This window comes from candidate division WOR-3 bacterium (assembly GCA_029858255.1).
Taxonomy (GTDB): domain Bacteria; phylum Hydrothermota; class Tepidihabitantia; order SM23-42; family SM23-42; genus SM23-42.
Window position 1 is genome coordinate 1 of the sequence record JAOUFJ010000009.1, and the last position, 16,071, is coordinate 16,071.

General features: G+C 47.1%; 16 protein-coding genes and 1 tRNA gene. 5 read left to right on the forward strand and 12 right to left on the reverse strand.

Translation table 11 applies throughout. From position 1 onward, the window contains the following. From OEV79_05645 to OEV79_05655, 3 genes are all read right to left on the reverse strand, one after another. Window positions 1-340 (reverse strand): hypothetical protein (locus tag OEV79_05645; GenBank protein ID MDH4210913.1); only part of this gene is annotated, 340 nt, incomplete at its 3' end. Window positions 341-614: 274 nt separating this feature from the next. After that, complete coding sequence (locus OEV79_05650) at window positions 615-1,364, reverse strand: ABC transporter permease (GenBank protein ID MDH4210914.1); 750 nt, start codon at window positions 1,362-1,364, stop codon at window positions 615-617. Continuing rightward, on the reverse strand, window positions 1,364-2,359 hold the full coding sequence (locus OEV79_05655) for an ATP-binding cassette domain-containing protein (GenBank protein ID MDH4210915.1): 996 nt from the start codon (window positions 2,357-2,359) through the stop codon (window positions 1,364-1,366). Before OEV79_05655 ends, OEV79_05650 begins: the two co-directional genes overlap by 1 nt. A 442-nt stretch (window positions 2,360-2,801) precedes the next feature. Here OEV79_05655 and OEV79_05660 point away from each other — a divergent pair, with 442 nt between their 5' ends. The 4 genes from OEV79_05660 to OEV79_05675 all read left to right on the forward strand — a co-directional run bounded on the left by OEV79_05660 (window position 2,802) and on the right by OEV79_05675 (window position 7,303). Beyond that, entirely contained in the window at window positions 2,802-5,084 is a 2,283-nt protein-coding gene (locus OEV79_05660) for a glycosyltransferase (protein ID MDH4210916.1), read from the forward strand. A 3-nt stretch (window positions 5,085-5,087) separates the two neighbouring features. Next, a complete protein-coding gene (locus OEV79_05665) occupies window positions 5,088-6,056 on the forward strand; it encodes a glycosidase (protein ID MDH4210917.1) in 969 nt (322 codons plus the stop codon). 736 nt (window positions 6,057-6,792) lie between these two features. Beyond that, a tRNA-Leu gene (locus tag OEV79_05670) sits at window positions 6,793-6,879 on the forward strand. Window positions 6,880-6,976: 97 nt separating this feature from the next. Beyond that, window positions 6,977-7,303 carry a four helix bundle protein gene (locus tag OEV79_05675; GenBank protein MDH4210918.1) on the forward strand — a complete coding sequence of 109 codons (327 nt, stop codon included), beginning with the start codon at window positions 6,977-6,979 and terminating at the stop codon, window positions 7,301-7,303. A gap of 76 nt (window positions 7,304-7,379) precedes the next feature. Here OEV79_05675 and OEV79_05680 read toward each other — a convergent pair whose 3' ends face one another. The 3 genes from OEV79_05680 to OEV79_05690 are packed head-to-tail and all read right to left on the reverse strand — an operon-like array spanning window position 7,380 to window position 10,231. Next, entirely contained in the window at window positions 7,380-8,729 is a 1,350-nt protein-coding gene (locus OEV79_05680) for a sigma-54 dependent transcriptional regulator (protein MDH4210919.1), read from the reverse strand. Between the two features lie 6 nt (window positions 8,730-8,735). Then, window positions 8,736-9,989 (reverse strand): phosphomethylpyrimidine synthase ThiC, encoded by a 1,254-nt coding sequence (gene thiC / locus OEV79_05685; GenBank protein MDH4210920.1) that lies wholly within the window; start codon window positions 9,987-9,989, stop codon window positions 8,736-8,738. Then, window positions 9,989-10,231 (reverse strand): hypothetical protein, encoded by a 243-nt coding sequence (locus tag OEV79_05690; protein ID MDH4210921.1) that lies wholly within the window; start codon window positions 10,229-10,231, stop codon window positions 9,989-9,991. The genes thiC and OEV79_05690 overlap by 1 nt, the downstream gene beginning before the upstream one ends. Window positions 10,232-10,711: 480 nt before the next feature. On the opposite strand from OEV79_05690, the gene OEV79_05695 reads away from it, so the two are divergent. Beyond that, window positions 10,712-10,966: a hypothetical protein gene (locus OEV79_05695; GenBank protein MDH4210922.1), complete on the forward strand. Its 255-nt coding sequence runs from the start codon at window positions 10,712-10,714 to the stop codon at window positions 10,964-10,966. Window positions 10,967-11,327: 361 nt separating this feature from the next. Here the strand turns inward: OEV79_05695 and OEV79_05700 are convergent, their stop codons facing one another. The 6 genes from OEV79_05700 to OEV79_05725 form a co-directional block, all read right to left on the reverse strand. Continuing rightward, the gene (locus tag OEV79_05700) at window positions 11,328-12,974 is read right to left on the reverse strand and encodes an AMP-binding protein (GenBank protein MDH4210923.1); all 1,647 of its coding nucleotides are present in this window, start codon (window positions 12,972-12,974) and stop codon (window positions 11,328-11,330) included. Further along, on the reverse strand, window positions 12,971-13,363 hold the full coding sequence (locus tag OEV79_05705; protein MDH4210924.1) for a hypothetical protein: 393 nt from the start codon (window positions 13,361-13,363) through the stop codon (window positions 12,971-12,973). Before OEV79_05705 ends, OEV79_05700 begins: the two co-directional genes overlap by 4 nt. Beyond that, window positions 13,364-14,344, reverse strand: coding sequence for an HPr(Ser) kinase/phosphatase (gene hprK, locus OEV79_05710; protein ID MDH4210925.1), 981 nt, complete (start codon window positions 14,342-14,344; stop codon window positions 13,364-13,366). After that, window positions 14,341-14,658, reverse strand: a complete 318-nt coding sequence (gene raiA, locus OEV79_05715) for a ribosome-associated translation inhibitor RaiA (GenBank protein ID MDH4210926.1) — start codon at window positions 14,656-14,658, stop codon at window positions 14,341-14,343. The genes hprK and raiA overlap by 4 nt, the downstream gene beginning before the upstream one ends. A gap of 68 nt (window positions 14,659-14,726) precedes the next feature. Next, entirely contained in the window at window positions 14,727-15,734 is a 1,008-nt protein-coding gene (gene thiE / locus OEV79_05720) for a thiamine phosphate synthase (protein MDH4210927.1), read from the reverse strand. 104 nt (window positions 15,735-15,838) lie between these two features. Next, on the reverse strand, window positions 15,839-16,051 hold the full coding sequence (locus tag OEV79_05725) for a cold shock domain-containing protein (protein ID MDH4210928.1): 213 nt from the start codon (window positions 16,049-16,051) through the stop codon (window positions 15,839-15,841). Between the last annotated feature and the right edge of the window lie 20 nt (window positions 16,052-16,071).

Sequence of the window (16,071 nt, forward strand, 5' to 3'; positions counted from 1 at the left end):
GTAGGGTGTATTCACCGGGTTGAGAAGCCGATATCGGTTGCGGTTCTTGGGAAGGGAAGATGTTGAACGTGCCTGGCAGATACTTGCCTTCTTCCCGAAGGATCTCTATACGGTCGAACTTGGAACCAGGTGGGATCACGAACGATAAGTACTTCACCGGTAATTTCGGATGGCCCGGCTCTTCGAGATGGGTGTAATTCGGAATCGAAACGTGGTCATATCCATTGTGCACCTCGAATATAAGCTCGCCATTACTAACATAGGAATTATTGTCAATTATGCCAGCAAACATGGTCACTGGCACAATAATGCATATCAAAAACATTGTATATTTTGACATAATAGCTCCTTTCACATGTGTTTATAAGATATTAGCAAAAATTCAACAAATTGTCAAGGCTTAAGTCTATTCATGAGGGACAGGCATACACTTTTAACACTTTTGAGCCTATATGCGTGCAAATTACGGCGCAATTTGGTTTTGTATAACGTATTAACTGATCTAACAGACACTCATTCTGATTGCATTTGTGCTGATATCGGCGGTTTGTGTTCTTCTTCGGGCTTTCTCCACGAAAAGTGTAAAAAGTGTATGCCTGTCCCCGGGGAGGAGTTTAGTATTCGCCCCGGTTGAAAAACAGGACGGCGAAGAATATGACGGCGATGCCGAACAGGCAAAGAACACCGCAGTCCAGTCCTGCCGGAAAGGTGGCAATACCGAGTACGATTTTACGCAAGAGATCAACACCGTAGGTCAAAGGGTTTATGTATACAACGATCTTCAACCACGCAGGCAAGCCAGACACCGGGAACATCGCGCCGCTGAGGAAGAACATGGGCATCACGAGAAAATTCATGATTGTGCCAAAACCTTCAAATGAAGTCATGCGGCTTGCGATGATTATGCCGATGCCCACCAGGGCAAAGGATATCAAGAACATCGCGGGAATAAGCAGTAGAATATTGTACCAGGCAATGGGCACCTTAACGAGCGGCGCGAAGACAAGGATCAATGTTCCCTGGATAACTGATAGCGTGCTGCCGGCAAGCGCCTTGCCCAGTGCGATTGCAGTGCGCGGAACCGGCGCAACCAGGATTTCTTTCAAAAATCCAAACTCACGGTCCCAAATAATGGAGATCGCCGATTGTATTGCAGTGAATATGAGGGCCATGGCAATGATACCCGGAAAAATAAACTGCGTGTAGTTGAAGCCTTGAATTGCTCCGAAAGAAGGGCGCAATCCACTGCCCAGGATGAAAAGCCATAGTATGGGGCGGGCTATTGAGCTGTAAAGCCTGCTGCGCTGACGCACGTACCTTATTAAATCACGTAGCCATATCATGTAGATCGTGCTCCAGTCCATCAGCGCATTCCTCCAACCCGTTTCACTCGCTGTCGCATCCGGTCTTTCTCTGAAGCGGTTTCTTCTCTTATCTCACGTCCGGTGAGTTTCAGGAAAACATCGTCCAGCGTAGGTCTGCGCACGCTGACGGCGGTGATAGGAATTCTGAAATTCTTAACCAGCTGTGGAATGAATTCTTCACCTCTATCCATTTCGAAGTGCAGACCCGAGGAATCGCGTTTGATAACAACGCTATATTTCTCGCCCAGTTCTTTTTCGGCAAGGTTATCATCCTGCGTGCGCACGGTTACTATGTCACCTTTGACCGTCCGCTTAAGCTTCTCTGGCGTATCCAGGGCGATGATCTTTCCATGATCGATCACTGCGATGCGGTCACAATTTTCAGCTTCATCCATGTAGTGCGTGGTAAGGAAGAGTGTGATCTTCTTGCTGCGACGCAAATCGTGCAGATACCGCCAGATCCTGTTCCTGGTTTGAGGGTCAAGACCCAGGGTAGGTTCGTCCAGAAACAAGACCTTTGGTTCGTGTAGCAATCCTCTTGCGATCTCCAGCCGTCGTTTCATTCCACCTGAAAAATACCGGACAAGATCATTGCGCCGGTCGTCCAATTCGGTCATCTGCAGCACTCTATCGATGCGCGCAAGTCTCTCTTTGCGCGGAACCTTGTAGATTATTGCGTGAAATTTCAGATTTTCATAGGCGGTCAGCCGGTCATCAAGGCTTGGATCTTGGAATATAATGCCGAGCGAACGACGGACCTCGGTGGGTTGTTTGAGTACATTGAAACCAGCGATCCATGCCTGTCCTCTTGAAGGTTTGATCAGCGTGCAGAGTATCTTGATGGTCGTTGTTTTGCCGGCGCCGTTGGGTCCCAGGAAGCCAAAGATCTCGCTCTCTCTGACATCGAACGAGACACCGTCCACAGCCCAAAGGCCGTTATAATTCCTGGCTAATTCCTCGACTCTGATCATAATGTTTTGCTTGGTTAGACTCATTATATGCTGTAGACAGTGGTAAATCAAGGGGACAGGCATAAATTTTTAAACTTTTGTTCGTGTGTATGTCCAAATTACGTCGAATTAGGGATTTGTACTGCACAGTACATAATCTAAGAGATACTCATTCTTGTTATGTTCATACGGAGATTTCAATAGTCTGTGTTTGTCTTTAGGATCTGTCCAGCAGGAAGTGCGAAAGTGCATGCGTGTCCCCAAGGATTCCCATTGACAGGGTGGTAGATATGAGTATATTGATAAAGAGATATGAATAAAAAATTGCACAAGCGCCGATGTAGTGGCTCCGCTTGATACATCATGAAAACCCTTTTGGCCTCTCCGTGTACATCAGAAGAGAGATTGTCTGTAGGATTGGCCATACTGCAACCAGCTCTCCATGAAGGTTCTCTAAAACAGAGACGAAGATGATCCGAAGGCTACTGTGAAGTCAACCGCAAGAAAACGTCTCAAGCGAATTGCCTTTATCGGTAACTATCTGCCGCGTCAGTGCGGTATTGCAACTTTCACTACTGACCTTTGCGAATCGATCGCATCTGAATTTACTAAACTAACATGCTTTGCCCTGGCAGTTAACGATGTGGAAGGGGGGTATAGCTATCCGCCGCGCGTCCGTTTTGAAGTGAACCAAAACGACATCGTTTCTTACCGGCGCACTGCGGATTTCCTCAACATTAATAACATAGATCTTGTCTCGCTGCAGCATGAGTATGGCATCTTCGGGGGTATTGCCGGGAGTCACATACTCACGCTCTTACGTGAATTGCGTATGCCGTTGGTGACAACCCTCCATACTGTTCTCCGCAAGCCCGATCCGAACCAGCGCAAGGTGATGCTGGAATTGATTCGCCTGTCTGACCGGCTGGTGGTCATGAGTCAGAAAGCCGCGGAGTTTCTACATGACGTCTACAAAGCACCTCAGGAGAAAATCGAGATAATCCCCCATGGTATTCCGGATATTCCATTTGTCGACTCGAATTTCTACAAAGACCAATTTGGCGTCGAGGGGAAGATTGTTTTGCTTACATTCGGACTGCTGTCTCCTAACAAGGGTATCGAAAATATGATCAAGGCTTTGCCGGCGGTTCTAGAACGGTATCCCAACATCGTTTATGTCGTGGTCGGTGTGACGCATCCGCATACCCTTAAACACGAGGGTGAATCCTATCGCCTTTCTTTGGAACTTCTGGCCGAAGAATGCGGTGTCAAAAAAGGAATCATCTTCCATAATCGTTTCGTGAGTTTGGATGAACTTGTAAAGTTCATCTGTACGACCGATATCTACATCACACCCTATGTCAACCCGGAACAGATTGTCTCGGGGACTTTGGCTTACGTTGTGGGAGCGGGGAAACCGGTAATCTCGACTCCCTACTGGTATGCCCAGGAATTACTCGATGATAACCGGGGTGTGCTCGTTCCTTTCAATGATTTCGAAGCGATTGCGGCTCAGGTAATTTTCCTGCTTGAGAACAGCGTCCAACGGCATGCGATGCGCAAACGGTGCTATCTCCTTGGGCGGGAAATGATCTGGCCGGTAGTTGCCAAAGGTTATTTGAAATGCTTCGAGAGTGCATATGAAGAGAGAATGCGGCGCCGGCACGCCATTTTCGTGGCCAAGACATTGAGTCAACGACCACCCGACTTGCCCCTTTTGAACCTTAGCCATCTGTTCGCTTTAACGGATGATACAGGTATACTCCAGCATTCTGTCTCCATTGTGCCCAATTATAATGAGGGCTACACGACCGATGATAATGCCCGGGCTTTGGTCCTGACGACAATGCTTGAAGAAATCATGCAAGACACCGAGTCGAAGATTGACAAACTCGCTATCCGCTATCTGGCTTTCCTCATGTATGCGTTCAATCCAGGACTTGGGCGGTTTCGCAACTTTCTTTCTTACGACCGCCGCTGGTTGGAGGATTGTGGTTCCGAAGACAGCCATGGACGTGCGCTATGGGCATTGGGGTCAGTATTAGCCCGTTCGAAATCCCGGAAGCTGCGCAGTGTGGCTGGTCAATTGTTCAGCATCGCCCTACCCGCATCATCAAAATTCAGCAGCCCGCGGGCCTGGGCTTTTACCTTGATAGGCATCAATGAATACCTGCAGCGGTTTTCCGGAGATCGGACGGCCCAAAATATCGAAGCGATTCTTGTCGAAAAACTTATGGACTTGTACAAGCGCAACAGCACCCCGGATTGGCCATGGTTTGAAGACATCCTGTCCTACTCCAATGCCAAGATACCTCATGCTTTGTTTTTGTGCGGACATAGGCTGTTGAATAAAGACATGAAGGATGTGGCACTCAAAGCCCTTGATTGGCTGACAACAGTCCAGCAGTCCGGGGAAGGTTACTTCGAACCCATTGGCAGTAACGGCTTCTACCGTCGCGGTGGTGAACGAGCTCACTTTGACCAGCAACCGATCGAAGCCTACGGAATGATTCTTGCTTGTCTCGAAGCCTACCGGGTCACGGGCGATGAGCGCTGGTACAAAGAAGCGGAGCGCGCCTTTGAATGGTTCCTGGGTCGTAATAACGGCCGTCTGCCAATATACGATACGACGACGGGCGGGTGCTGCGACAGCTTGCATTCGGACCGGGTCAATGAAAACCAGGGCGCGGAGTCAACTTTGGCTTTTCTGCTATCGCTTCTCGAAATGCGTCAGGCAGAACATCTTTTGGCTATTCCAAACCAGGAGTGAACTATGACACATAACCAAACCGAAATGCTTTTTCAGCGATACCCCAAAAACCCGATTCTCGTTGCCCGGGACTGGCCATATCCTGTTAACAGCGTTTTCAATCCCGGGGCGATACTATTGCCCGATGGTATCACGCTGTTGCTGTGTCGCGTTGAGGATCGAAGCGGACATTCGCACCTCTGCGTTGCCCGTTCGAAGAATGGTATGGATTGCTGGCAGATCGATTCTCAACCTACTTTACTGCCTGACCCTGAGAAATATCCGGAGGAAATCTGGGGTATCGAAGATCCGCGCATAACCTATGTCCCTGAATTGAATAAGTATGTAATTGCCTACACGTCGTATTCGAAAGGCGGGCCTGGTGTTTCGCTGGCTCTGACAAGAAATTTTCAGCAATTCGAACGATATGGTTTCATCATGCTTCCTCCGGATAAAGACGCGGCACTCCTTCCACGACGAATTGATGGTCATTGGTTATTGATCCACCGACCGATGACTACATATGGGAATCATATCTGGCTTTCTTATTCACCTGACCTCTATCACTGGGGCAGGCATCAGTTAATTCTCAAGGCGCGGCGTGGTGCCTGGTGGGATGCTGACAAGATCGGTCTTTCACCACCCCTGATCGAGACGCCAAAAGGTTGGCTCATGATTTATCATGGTGTAAGGCAAACTGCAAGCGGAAGCTTGTATCGATCGGGTCTTGCCCTTTTTGACCTTGATAAACCAGAACGATGCCTGCTGCGAGGTAATACATGGGTCCTTGGACCCGAAACACCCTATGAACGCGAGGGAGATGTGCCGAACGTAACATTTTCCTGCGGGTGTACGGTTTTGCCGGATGGCGATACGCTCAATCTATACTACGGATGTGCGGATAGCAGCATTGCTCTTGCAAAAGCCAGCATAAAATCGCTGTTAGACTGGTTACAAGAAAACGGTAGTGCTCCTGGGAAATCTCCGGAATAATAGATGTAATATGCAGTGACGTGGGGTCAAATCCCTGAACTCGTAGTATTTTGGGGTCGGCCCTCTCTTCTAACTAAGAAATTGAGACGTTAAGAAGCTGAGAAGATAGACTTACATGGTTTTGTCATCGTCCGGCGTGACCGGACGATCCAGAAGTATAAAGATGCTCTGGATTCCCCGATTCCCCTGAATGAATCAGAGGACAGGCAAGCCGGGGAATGACACGCCGTTAGGAGCATTTCGAAATTGGGATTGCGAATTGCGAAATTGACAAGAATGGCCCAATGAATCTCATAAAAACCTCTATCATTTGTGAGCAAGGCAGCAAATATAAACTACCGTCTCACGTCATTGCGAGGACGCCGCAGGTGGACGAAGCAATCTCAGTATTATGACTTGCTGGCAGCGGAGGTTGCCGCGTCACCCCGCATTTTATCTAAGAAAAAATTACGGGACTCCTCGCAATGACGTGCGGTGGTTTGTTGACAGCTCCGTATTTTCTTGTATAATCTGACGCAGGTATTGATTGTGTAAGATTTCACCCTCACCTTATTTCTCTCCTCCTCCTGAGGCGGACACAGCTTCAAGGGAGAGGAGAGAGGGGTTGGTCAGCCGGGATGATGGAATCTGGTAGACATAGCGGACTTATGGTACATCCCGGAGCGGAGCGTAGGGGAAATCCGATCGCCGTAAGGCGATATTATGATGTTAGCTGTGCAGTTGTTGTTGTTGATAAGCCGGGATGGCGGAACTTGGTAGACGCAGCGGACTTAAAATCCGCTTCTCAGCAATGAGAGTGCCGGTTCGAGTCCGGCTCCCGGCATTTTCATGGCAAAGCCATGAAAACAAACTCTAAATACTAATATCTAAATACTAGACAATTTCAAATGACAAAAATGCGAAATTCAAAACATTACGACTTGGAAGAAAGGACGTTGCTATTCGCGAAACGCGTCATTGCACTGGTTAATCGGTTGCCAAAGACGTTACCAAATATTGAAATAGGCAGACAGCTTGTGAGGTCATCTGGGTCCGTAGGGGCCAACTACATCGAGGCTAATGAATCATTGAGCCGGAAGGATTTTGTCGTACGGATAAAAATATGCCGCAAGGAATCAAAAGAATCACGGTATTGGCTGAAGTTAGTTCAGCCTAAACGAGAAGACGAAAGAGAACGCGAATCTCTGATTGCGGAGGCTACCGAGTTGATGAAGATCTTTGGTTCGATTATCGAAAAATCCAAATAAGTTTGGAACATTTAGAATTTGAATTTTAGATTTGTTTAGTGTTTAGAGTTTAGGATTTCGGATTTGAAGGGTCTGTTCAAAGCAAACCCTTCTTGCGGTATTTCTTGATCCTGTTCAGCAGTGTCTTGTACGACACCCCGATGCGGCGAGCGGCTTCGGATTTGTTGTTACGCGTTTTCTCGAGGGTTTTTTTTATTACTTCTACCTCGGCAAGTGCGCGTCCAGCACTTGCCGCCGCCTTTAAGGTCTTAGGCAATTCCTTCTTGCTCAGCGTTACTCTTCTTTCCGGAAGTAATATATCTTCCGCCTGTATTATTTTTTTTGCGATTATGTTTGCACGTTCGATAGTATTTTCGAGTTCCCGGATATTACCCGGCCAATCGTAGCGTTTCAATTTCTCGATTGCGCTGGGTGAGATGTTTTTAGCCGACCGCAATTTCTTGAATATGTGATCGACCAGGAGCCTCAGGTCTTCTTTTCTTTCACGCAACGGAGGAACGCGAATAGGAAAAACGCTCAGACGATAATAGAGGTCTTCACGGAATTTCTTTTCTTTTACCAGATTCATCAGATCACGGTTCGTTGCGGCTATTATGCGGACATCAACGCTTATTAGATAGGCACCGCCAAGTCTTTCAAAACTCCTCTCCTGAAGAACACGCAGGAGTTTCGCCTGTAGGTCTAAATCAAGGTCACCTATTTCATCCAGAAATATCGTTCCCTTGTTGGCGAGTTCAAATTTACCTATTTTTTTGGAGACAGCTCCGGTGAACGCGCCTTTTTCCGATCCAAAGAGTTCGTTCTCGATCAGCTGGTGTGGTATTGCCGCGCAATTGATCGCGACAAAAGGATTGTCCTTTCGCGGCGACAGCATGTGACACGCGCGCGCAAATAATTCTTTACCCGTACCAGACTCGCCCACGATCATTACCGTCGTGTCGGTTGGCGCGGCTTTTTGGAGTAGTTGTGCGACGTGTTTGATCGCTGGTCCCTTACCGATTATTTCCGGTGCGCCGTGTATCCTTGATGTTTCATCCCTGAGCAAGATGTTTTCATAGTATCGCCGCTGTTCTTCAAGTATCCTTTGAATAAGAGCGATGAACTGTTCCACGTCAAATGGCTTAGTCAGAAAATCATAAGCGCCGAGCTTCATGGCTTCGACCGCGCGCTCGATCGTACCGAATGCGGTCATGATCAAAAATTTCGTGTCGGTATCTGATTTCTTAAGTTCCCGCAGGAGGTCAATACCGTCGATGTCAGGAAGTCTCAGGTCGATGATGCCTATCTCGAATTTTTCCTTCTTGAACAAACGCATTGCCTGGCGGCCATCCTTTGCCAGGTTGACCGATATGCCGGCATCCTCCAGACTGGCTTTGAGCATTTTCCCAAAGCTTTCTTTATCCTCGACTATGAGAATGTCAGCCATTTTGTGTTAACGAGACCTGCGCAAGACTTCGCGCGTTTTCTTCATCGCGCAGAATTCTCCGCACATCGTGCACGTATCTTTTAGCTTGGAGCGCGAGCGCTTGTAGATCTTCTTAGCCTTTTCCGGCGCGGCCAGGAGTGTGAGCAATTTCTTCCAGTTAAGATCGTATCTTGCTCTGGAAACTGCGAGGTCGATCTTCTTAGCATGTTTGAGGCCTCTGGCAATGTCGGCCGCATGTCCGGCAAGCTTGGTCGCTATCACACCGTCTTTTACTTCCTCGATATTTGGCAGCCCCAAATGCTCCGAAGGCGTGACATAGCATAGAAAATCTGCGCCGTGATATGCTGCAAGGGCTCCACCGATCGCTGCAACAATATGGTCATAACCGGCGCCAATGTCGGTCACTAGTGGCCCGAGGACGTAGAAAGGTGCTCCTTCGCATACATTCTTCTCGAGTAGCATGTTTGCTTCGATCTCGTTTATCGGTATATGTCCGGGTCCTTCAACCATGACGCTCACTCTGGCTTTTTTGGCCCTTTTCACCAATTCTCCGATGACCATGAGTTCCCTTATCTGGTATTCATCGGTTGCATCGGCGATCGCGCCGGGTCTCAGCCCGTCACCGAGGCTCAAGGTCGCATCGAATTTCTCGGTGATATTTAGCAGCCGATCATAATATTCATATAAGGGGTTCTCTTTCTTGTTATGCTGCATCCATTCTATCATCATCGAGCCGCCGCGGCTCACGACGCCGCACACACGCCGTTTTCTGTCCATTCCCTTGATACTCTCTCTGGTGACACCACAGTGCACCGTTATGAAATCGACGCCGTCAGCCAGATGTCGTTCAATGACTTCGAATATCTCGTCGACCGATGCCTGGGTGAACGGCTTGTGTTTCTTCCGCGCTTCGATCGCTACCTGGTAGATAGGTACGGTTCCGATGGGAACTGTTGAGCGCTTGATAATTGCCCGCCTGATCTTGTCGATGTCACCCCCAGTAGAAAGGTCCATGACAGTATCAGCTCCGGCTTCTATTGACGCTGCCAGTTTCTTCAGTTCGACCTTAAGATCAGCGACATCGGGCGAAGTGCCGATATTCGCATTTACTTTAGTGGTAAGGCCCTCGCCGACTGCCAGGGGCTTGATCTTGTGCATTTTGTTTTTCAAGAGGACGATGCGTCCCCGTTTGATACCCTGCTTCAGGTATTTAACCGATATACCTTCTCGTTTGGCAATTTGTCCGTAGATATCTGGCATTATTTTCTTTCCACCGGCATCCCGAGTGAAGTCTTAGGCACTGCAACCGATACGAATTTGAGGATAAACGACAGCGCTTTTTCCTCACTGGGTGCTTCAAATGTTAAAATATAATCAGGTTTTCCAAAAAGACTCAAAAACTCGCGTATTTTGATGTCTTTTGGCACTTTTATCGTGTTTATTATTTTCCTTAATTCATCCACCTTGCCTGGTATTACGTCCAACATAGAGACAAAAATCATATACGCTCCTTTCCTGCGTAATTATAGTCGTATTTGAGTTTTTGTCAATTAAGCCATGTGGAAGCTTCTTCCGCAGGGCTTTTGATTATATTGATTCAAAAGAAGATTACAGCGATGTTTATATTTACTTGCACGCCGTTGGCGTGCCGTCGATGACAGCGATGAAAAAAAAGATTATGATGATTGCCTTTTAAGCGGAGATTGCTTCGTCATTCCATTCCTCACAATGACGGCGGAGTGGGTGAGATCCCCGCGTCCGCCCACTGCGAACTCGCAATGACCGGGAGGATGGCTAAGTTCTGGTTGGTGTTGGGCATGAGGCGTTCAGCGTGCAGCGTCGAGCGGTCGGCTTCTCGACGCAGTCGGCTGCGCCTCCTTTGCTCGAAGAATAGCCATTACTTAACAGCGGGGAAGACGTATAGCGTTTCTGGTTCTTGACATGTAATAACGGTTAATTAAAATGGGGTAGAAGGAGGAAAAATGGAGAAGTTGATTGGCAAGATCACACATTATTTCAATAAGATCAGTGTAGGCATCATTGAAATAACAGACGGTGAATTAAATGTAGGTGATACAATACATATAAAGGGTCATACAAGCGATTTCACCCAGCAGGTGACATCTATACAACTCGAACACAATCCTATTGAAAAGGCAAAAAAGGGCGATGCCATAGGAATAAAAGTCGAATCACCCGTACACGAACACGACCAGGTGTTTCTGGTCACTGAGTAGCGGTCACTTCTAATTGTACATAAGTTCTTCTCTTTAATGCATTTGAAACAATAGTTGACTTTTCTGTAATCCTCTCAGTGACCAAATCCTAAATCCTAAGCACGAAATTCTATTCCGCAGATACTCGAATCTTTGATTTGATTGTATGTGCGAGAATGCCCGCAGGGTGAACAAATTCAAATATCAAAGCACGAATAATTAAAATAAAGACTGCTTCGTTGTCGTTCGCCTAGCTCACGAATCCTCGCAATGACTGCCTCCCGGCATAGATGACGGTGATGACAAATAGATTACAGCGATAAGGTTGTAGTCAGGCCGTTACTGCGTCAACTTTTTACTTCTAACTCATATTGTTATTAAATTATACGCGTACCCCGCGGTCGACGAACAGATGTCGTTTGATCTTCTGCGTACTCGTCTTCGGGAATTCTTCGTCGCGGATTTCAAACTCGGTAACCTTCTTGTAGATGGGCAGTTGTTCATTGACCTCGCGTACGATTTCCTTGTATATATTCTCGACATCCAGTTCGCTCATCTCCACTCCTTTTTCAATGCCGTGTTGTTCCAACCGTTCGTAGTCCGGGAAGATGAGAGCGCATATCTGTTCTTTCTTTGTCTTCTGATCGATCCTGGGTATGACCAGTACTTCTGTTATCCATTCACTCTTTATCAATTTCGCTTCTATCTCTTCGGGCTGAATATTCTTGCCGGTCTGCGTCACGATAAGACTTTTTTTCCTGCCGGTGATGTAAATATAACCTTCATCGTCCATGTAACCCAGATCGCCGGTATACAGCCACCCGTTTTTCAACACTTCGTCAGTCGCTTCTTTGTTTTTATAGTAGCCGAGCATTATGTTAGGTCCGCGCGCGATTATCTCGCCGATGCCATTCTCGTCCGGTTCGTCGATCTTGATCTCTACATCCGGTATCGCCACGCCGACTGATTTCACGTTTGGTTTCTCCAACGGACTCACCGACAGCACAGGTGACGATTCGGTCAAACCGTAGCCCTGTAGAATGGGGACCGCGAGCAACTGTAATGCCTTGGCGACTTTGTCGGTCAGCGCCGCGCCTCCAGCGCACGCAATTCTCAGGTTACCGAGTCCCATCTCTTTACGTACGCTAGCAAAGAGTGGTTTGCGCAAGAAGGGTACTACTGACCCGATGCCGCTTATTGCGTTGAACATGATTTTCTTCGTAAGAGATGCGCTGCCGACCTTCCGGTAAAGTGCGCCGACGAATTTCTCGAAGAGCAATGGCACGGCTATGAGACAGCTCACATTGGATTCCTTCATCGTAGCCAGAATATCGGTTGGTTTCAGACTCGGCGGGTAATAAATGGCTGCGCCGCGGAAAATCGGGAAGAGGAAACCGGCTGTTCCCTCAAACGTGTGATGCATGGGGATGATCGAGCAAAGGGTGTCTTTCTCATTAATTTCGATGAAGCGCTCGACCGATTTCATGTTACACATTATATTATAGTGGCTCAGCATGACCGCTTTTGATGTACCTGTTGTGCCTGATGTGAATATCAGGACCGCCAGGCCTTTGGGGTCAATGCCCTTCACCTGGATGTCCTTTTTGGGTGATATCCTCTTTATATCGGCCATCGGTATAATGTGTTTGATATTCTTTATCTCTCCTTTGAGCTCGTTTATCTTTTCGAGATATGTCTCGGACACTATTATACCTTTTGACTCACTGCGTGTGAGAATGTGTATTATTTCGGCATCCTGTGACATACGGTCGACCGGGACCGTGATCAAACCAGCCCTTACGATCCCTAGATATCCAATCGCCCATTCTGGTGAGTTTTCACCCATGACCGCGAACTTATCACCCTTCTGCAGACCAAGTTCAAGAAGGTAGTTCTTCATTCTGACTACGGCATCTTTCAGTTGCCTGTATGTGTAGCTCGTTTCGCCTTTCTTCAAGGCAAGTTTATCCGGCCAGTTGCTCACCGCTCGTTCAAAAACATCACCTAAAAGTTCTCTTTCTCCGTTCATTTCTTCTCCAGTTTAAATATGCTCTCTTTTCCTTTTTTGACCAGGATGGGCACCAGCTGCTCAGCTGGATATTTTTCTCTCAGCATGAAGAATTCAATGAGAATCGGAAGGTTGATGCCACATATGACATTCAGGTTTTCTCTATTCTTTAATAAACTGTAGCAGCTGATCGTGCAGCTACCCCCTGGTAAATCGACGAAAACAATTGTCTCGTGTTTGTTAGTTTGCCCAACGACTTTGTCGAGCTTTTCGTCCAGAAGAGTACACGACATCCCGGCGTTGGAGACCACTTCCATAAGATCCTGCTTACCGACTATCTGTTCGGCGGTTTTGAGCATAGTTTCAGAAAAACTACCGTGTCCTACTATAATACCTCTGATCACCGTCATTTACTCTATATCCTCGTCAAAGGTAACACTAGGCATTTCGCGTTCGGATAAGATTCTCTTGAGTTCTCTATCATACTCCTCCGCCGGTCTGATCCCGCGCAGGTCGAGAAGGTAGTTCATCGCAATTACTTCAGCAATTACCGAAATATTCTTTCCCGGACTTAGTGGTATGACGATTTGCGGTACCCCAACGCCTAGTATCTCCATTTTCTTTTTCTCAATACCAAGACGGTCAAAATTACCTTTTATTTCATCCCATAGAACGAGTTCGATTATTATCTCTATCCTCTTCTTGAGGCGAACTGATTTTACACCGAATATCCTGTAGATATCAACGATACCGACACCTCTGATTTCTATGTGATGCTTGAGGCGGTCGCTTTTCTCGGCGCCGGCCCCGATGAGTATGTCGCCCCTTCTGATTATCGTGATCAAGTCATCGGCCACAAAGCGATGTCCGCGTTCAACGAGATCGAGCGCGCATTCGCTCTTGCCTGTACCCGGCTTGCCCATGAACAATACCCCGACTCCATAGATGTCAACGAGGGTTCCCTGCAGGAATTCGGTTGGGGCAAGTTTGAAATCAAGGTATGCGGTGAGACTATGTATAAAGGGTGTTGTTGAGTTAGGTGTACGCAGAATGGGAATTTTCCGGCGTTTTGCTTCATCGATGAATTTCTTGTCGATGGCAAGCTTCTTGGTCACTATGACGACCGGCGTGCCAAGTCTCATAACGGTGGCAATGCGGCGGTTCTTGATCTCTTTTTTGAGGGTCTTCAGGTAAAATGTTTCAGTTTTACCGATGATCATGATCCGATCGCTCAGGAAATAGCCGGTATAACCAGCGAGCGCGAGGCCAGGACGAAAGATATCGTAACTGGTTATTTCTTTCTTCTCAAGATATTCTTTGCCTGTTATTACTTCGAGAGACAACTCGTCCTTTTTTTCTTCATACAGCGTCTTGAGGTTTATGGATTTCATTTTCTTCTTGTTTTCTGCGCCAATCTCTTTCTTTCGCGGAATTTTCCTTCGTATTTATCGAGCTGGCGTTCAACCTTTCTCACAACATCGTTAATGCCTATATAAATGTCTGGATTGCTCACGCGGCTGGTAATCGATGAGTGCTTTACTGACAGGGTAAGCTCGATGATACTCGTTCCCTTGTCCTTTTCCATAATCATTTTGGAGTCTATGACATAGTGTTCAAAATGTTTCAATTTTTTAAGTTTTTTTGTTACGTAGTCTTTAATTGCATCAGATACTTCAAAGTTCCTGGCCGTGATGTTTAGTTTCATATAACCTCCTGATGTGCGTACAACGGGGAGAAAACTAAGGGCATAGATATGGTAATTATATGCATATTCTATTTGCGTGTCAATGAACGCAATCTGTTTTTCATATTGCCTCCGAAGACGAAGGACGCAACTGCAATGCCGGATGCTCCTGCGTGCAGAATAGATTTGTAGTTCTTGTCATTCACGCCGCCAATACCGATGACGGGAATCTTCACAGACCGGCATATTGACCTCAAGGTGCTGATCGTGCATTTGCGGGCATCCGTTTTTGTCTTCGTGGGGTAGATCGCACCGACTCCCAGATAATCGACTCCATCAGACTCCGCCTTCACGGCTTCTTTTATAGTACGGGCTGAGGCTCCGATGATCGCCGTATCGCCCATGATTCTCCGTACAATACTCACGGGTATATCCTTTTGCCCTAAGTGTATGCCGTGTGCATTACATGCTATCGCAATATCCGCACGATTGTTGACTATGAATTTCACATCTTTCTCGCCTATTGTTTTGCGTATTTTATGGGCGTATTTCAAGAAAGCGCGATCGTTCAGTGATGTGATCCTCAGCTGAATCATCGTGGCGCCGTTTTTCATGAGGATTCTGGTTACTTCTTCGACATTACAGGAAGGCAGGTACTGTTCATCGATGATCACGTGAAGGTAAGGGTCGAAACGCTTATCGATGTGTCTTACAAAATCTTTTTCGAGGTCGTAAATCTTGAATCGTATTTCTTTCATTGATCCGCTCAGTTTTGTGTCAAAAGTCTTGCACGTTTCTTCAAGTATTCTCGATGCCTCCTTGGCGCGGGTTATATTGGACAAGATTACTATGGTGCTTGTTTTGGTTGTTATGGTGTCGAATTTTGCCGGGCGCCCGGGGTCTTCACTGCTCAGGCGAGACTGGATGACTTTTTTCAAGGGCAATGATTTTTTGAAATCACGGAAGGCATTTCTGATATTCCTCGTCTGGGACAGGAGGTTCCGGTCATAGATATGGAATCGTGCGATATCTTCTATGAGCTTGAGGGATTCATCCAACCGATTGAGGTTTACGTCTATGATGCGCAAAAAAGGCACACTAAAGTATAACAATAATCCACTCAGGTGTCAAGGTGGCGATAGCAGCAAAAAAAGGGGGCAAACACGAGATTCGCCCCCTGAAACACATGCGTGCCTGTTGCTTATTCGTTAGTGCGTTCGACCTTTATTGCCTTTGAACCCTTGGGTGTTTGACTTATTTCGAACTTAACTCGCTCGCCTTCACGAAGGACCCGATAACCTTCACCAGTAATATCAGCATAGTGCACAAAGACATCACCGGACCCGTCTTCATTCTCGATAAACCCGTATCCCTTTTTGCCATCGAACCACTTTACCTTACCGTAGACCTGCAAATTTCCTCCTTTCGAGCTTT

Bases quoted from the DNA above. Each gene is read 5' to 3' on its own strand.
- OEV79_05665 (MDH4210917.1), top strand. From the start codon at position 5,088: ATGACACATAACCAAACCGAAATGCTTTTTCAGCGATACCCCAAAAAC.
- OEV79_05705 (MDH4210924.1), bottom strand. From the start codon at position 13,363: ATGACGGTGATCAGAGGTATTATAGTAGGACACGGTAGTTTTTCTGAA.
- OEV79_05695 (MDH4210922.1), top strand. From the start codon at position 10,712: ATGGAGAAGTTGATTGGCAAGATCACACATTATTTCAATAAGATCAGT.
- thiC (MDH4210920.1), bottom strand. From the start codon at position 9,989: ATGCCAGATATCTACGGACAAATTGCCAAACGAGAAGGTATATCGGTT.
- raiA (MDH4210926.1), bottom strand. From the start codon at position 14,658: ATGAAACTAAACATCACGGCCAGGAACTTTGAAGTATCTGATGCAATT.
- hprK (MDH4210925.1), bottom strand. From the start codon at position 14,344: ATGAAATCCATAAACCTCAAGACGCTGTATGAAGAAAAAAAGGACGAG.
- OEV79_05700 (MDH4210923.1), bottom strand. From the start codon at position 12,974: ATGAACGGAGAAAGAGAACTTTTAGGTGATGTTTTTGAACGAGCGGTG.
- OEV79_05650 (MDH4210914.1), bottom strand. From the start codon at position 1,364: ATGGACTGGAGCACGATCTACATGATATGGCTACGTGATTTAATAAGG.
- OEV79_05655 (MDH4210915.1), bottom strand. From the start codon at position 2,359: ATGAGTCTAACCAAGCAAAACATTATGATCAGAGTCGAGGAATTAGCC.
- OEV79_05690 (MDH4210921.1), bottom strand. From the start codon at position 10,231: ATGATTTTTGTCTCTATGTTGGACGTAATACCAGGCAAGGTGGATGAA.
- OEV79_05680 (MDH4210919.1), bottom strand. From the start codon at position 8,729: ATGGCTGACATTCTCATAGTCGAGGATAAAGAAAGCTTTGGGAAAATG.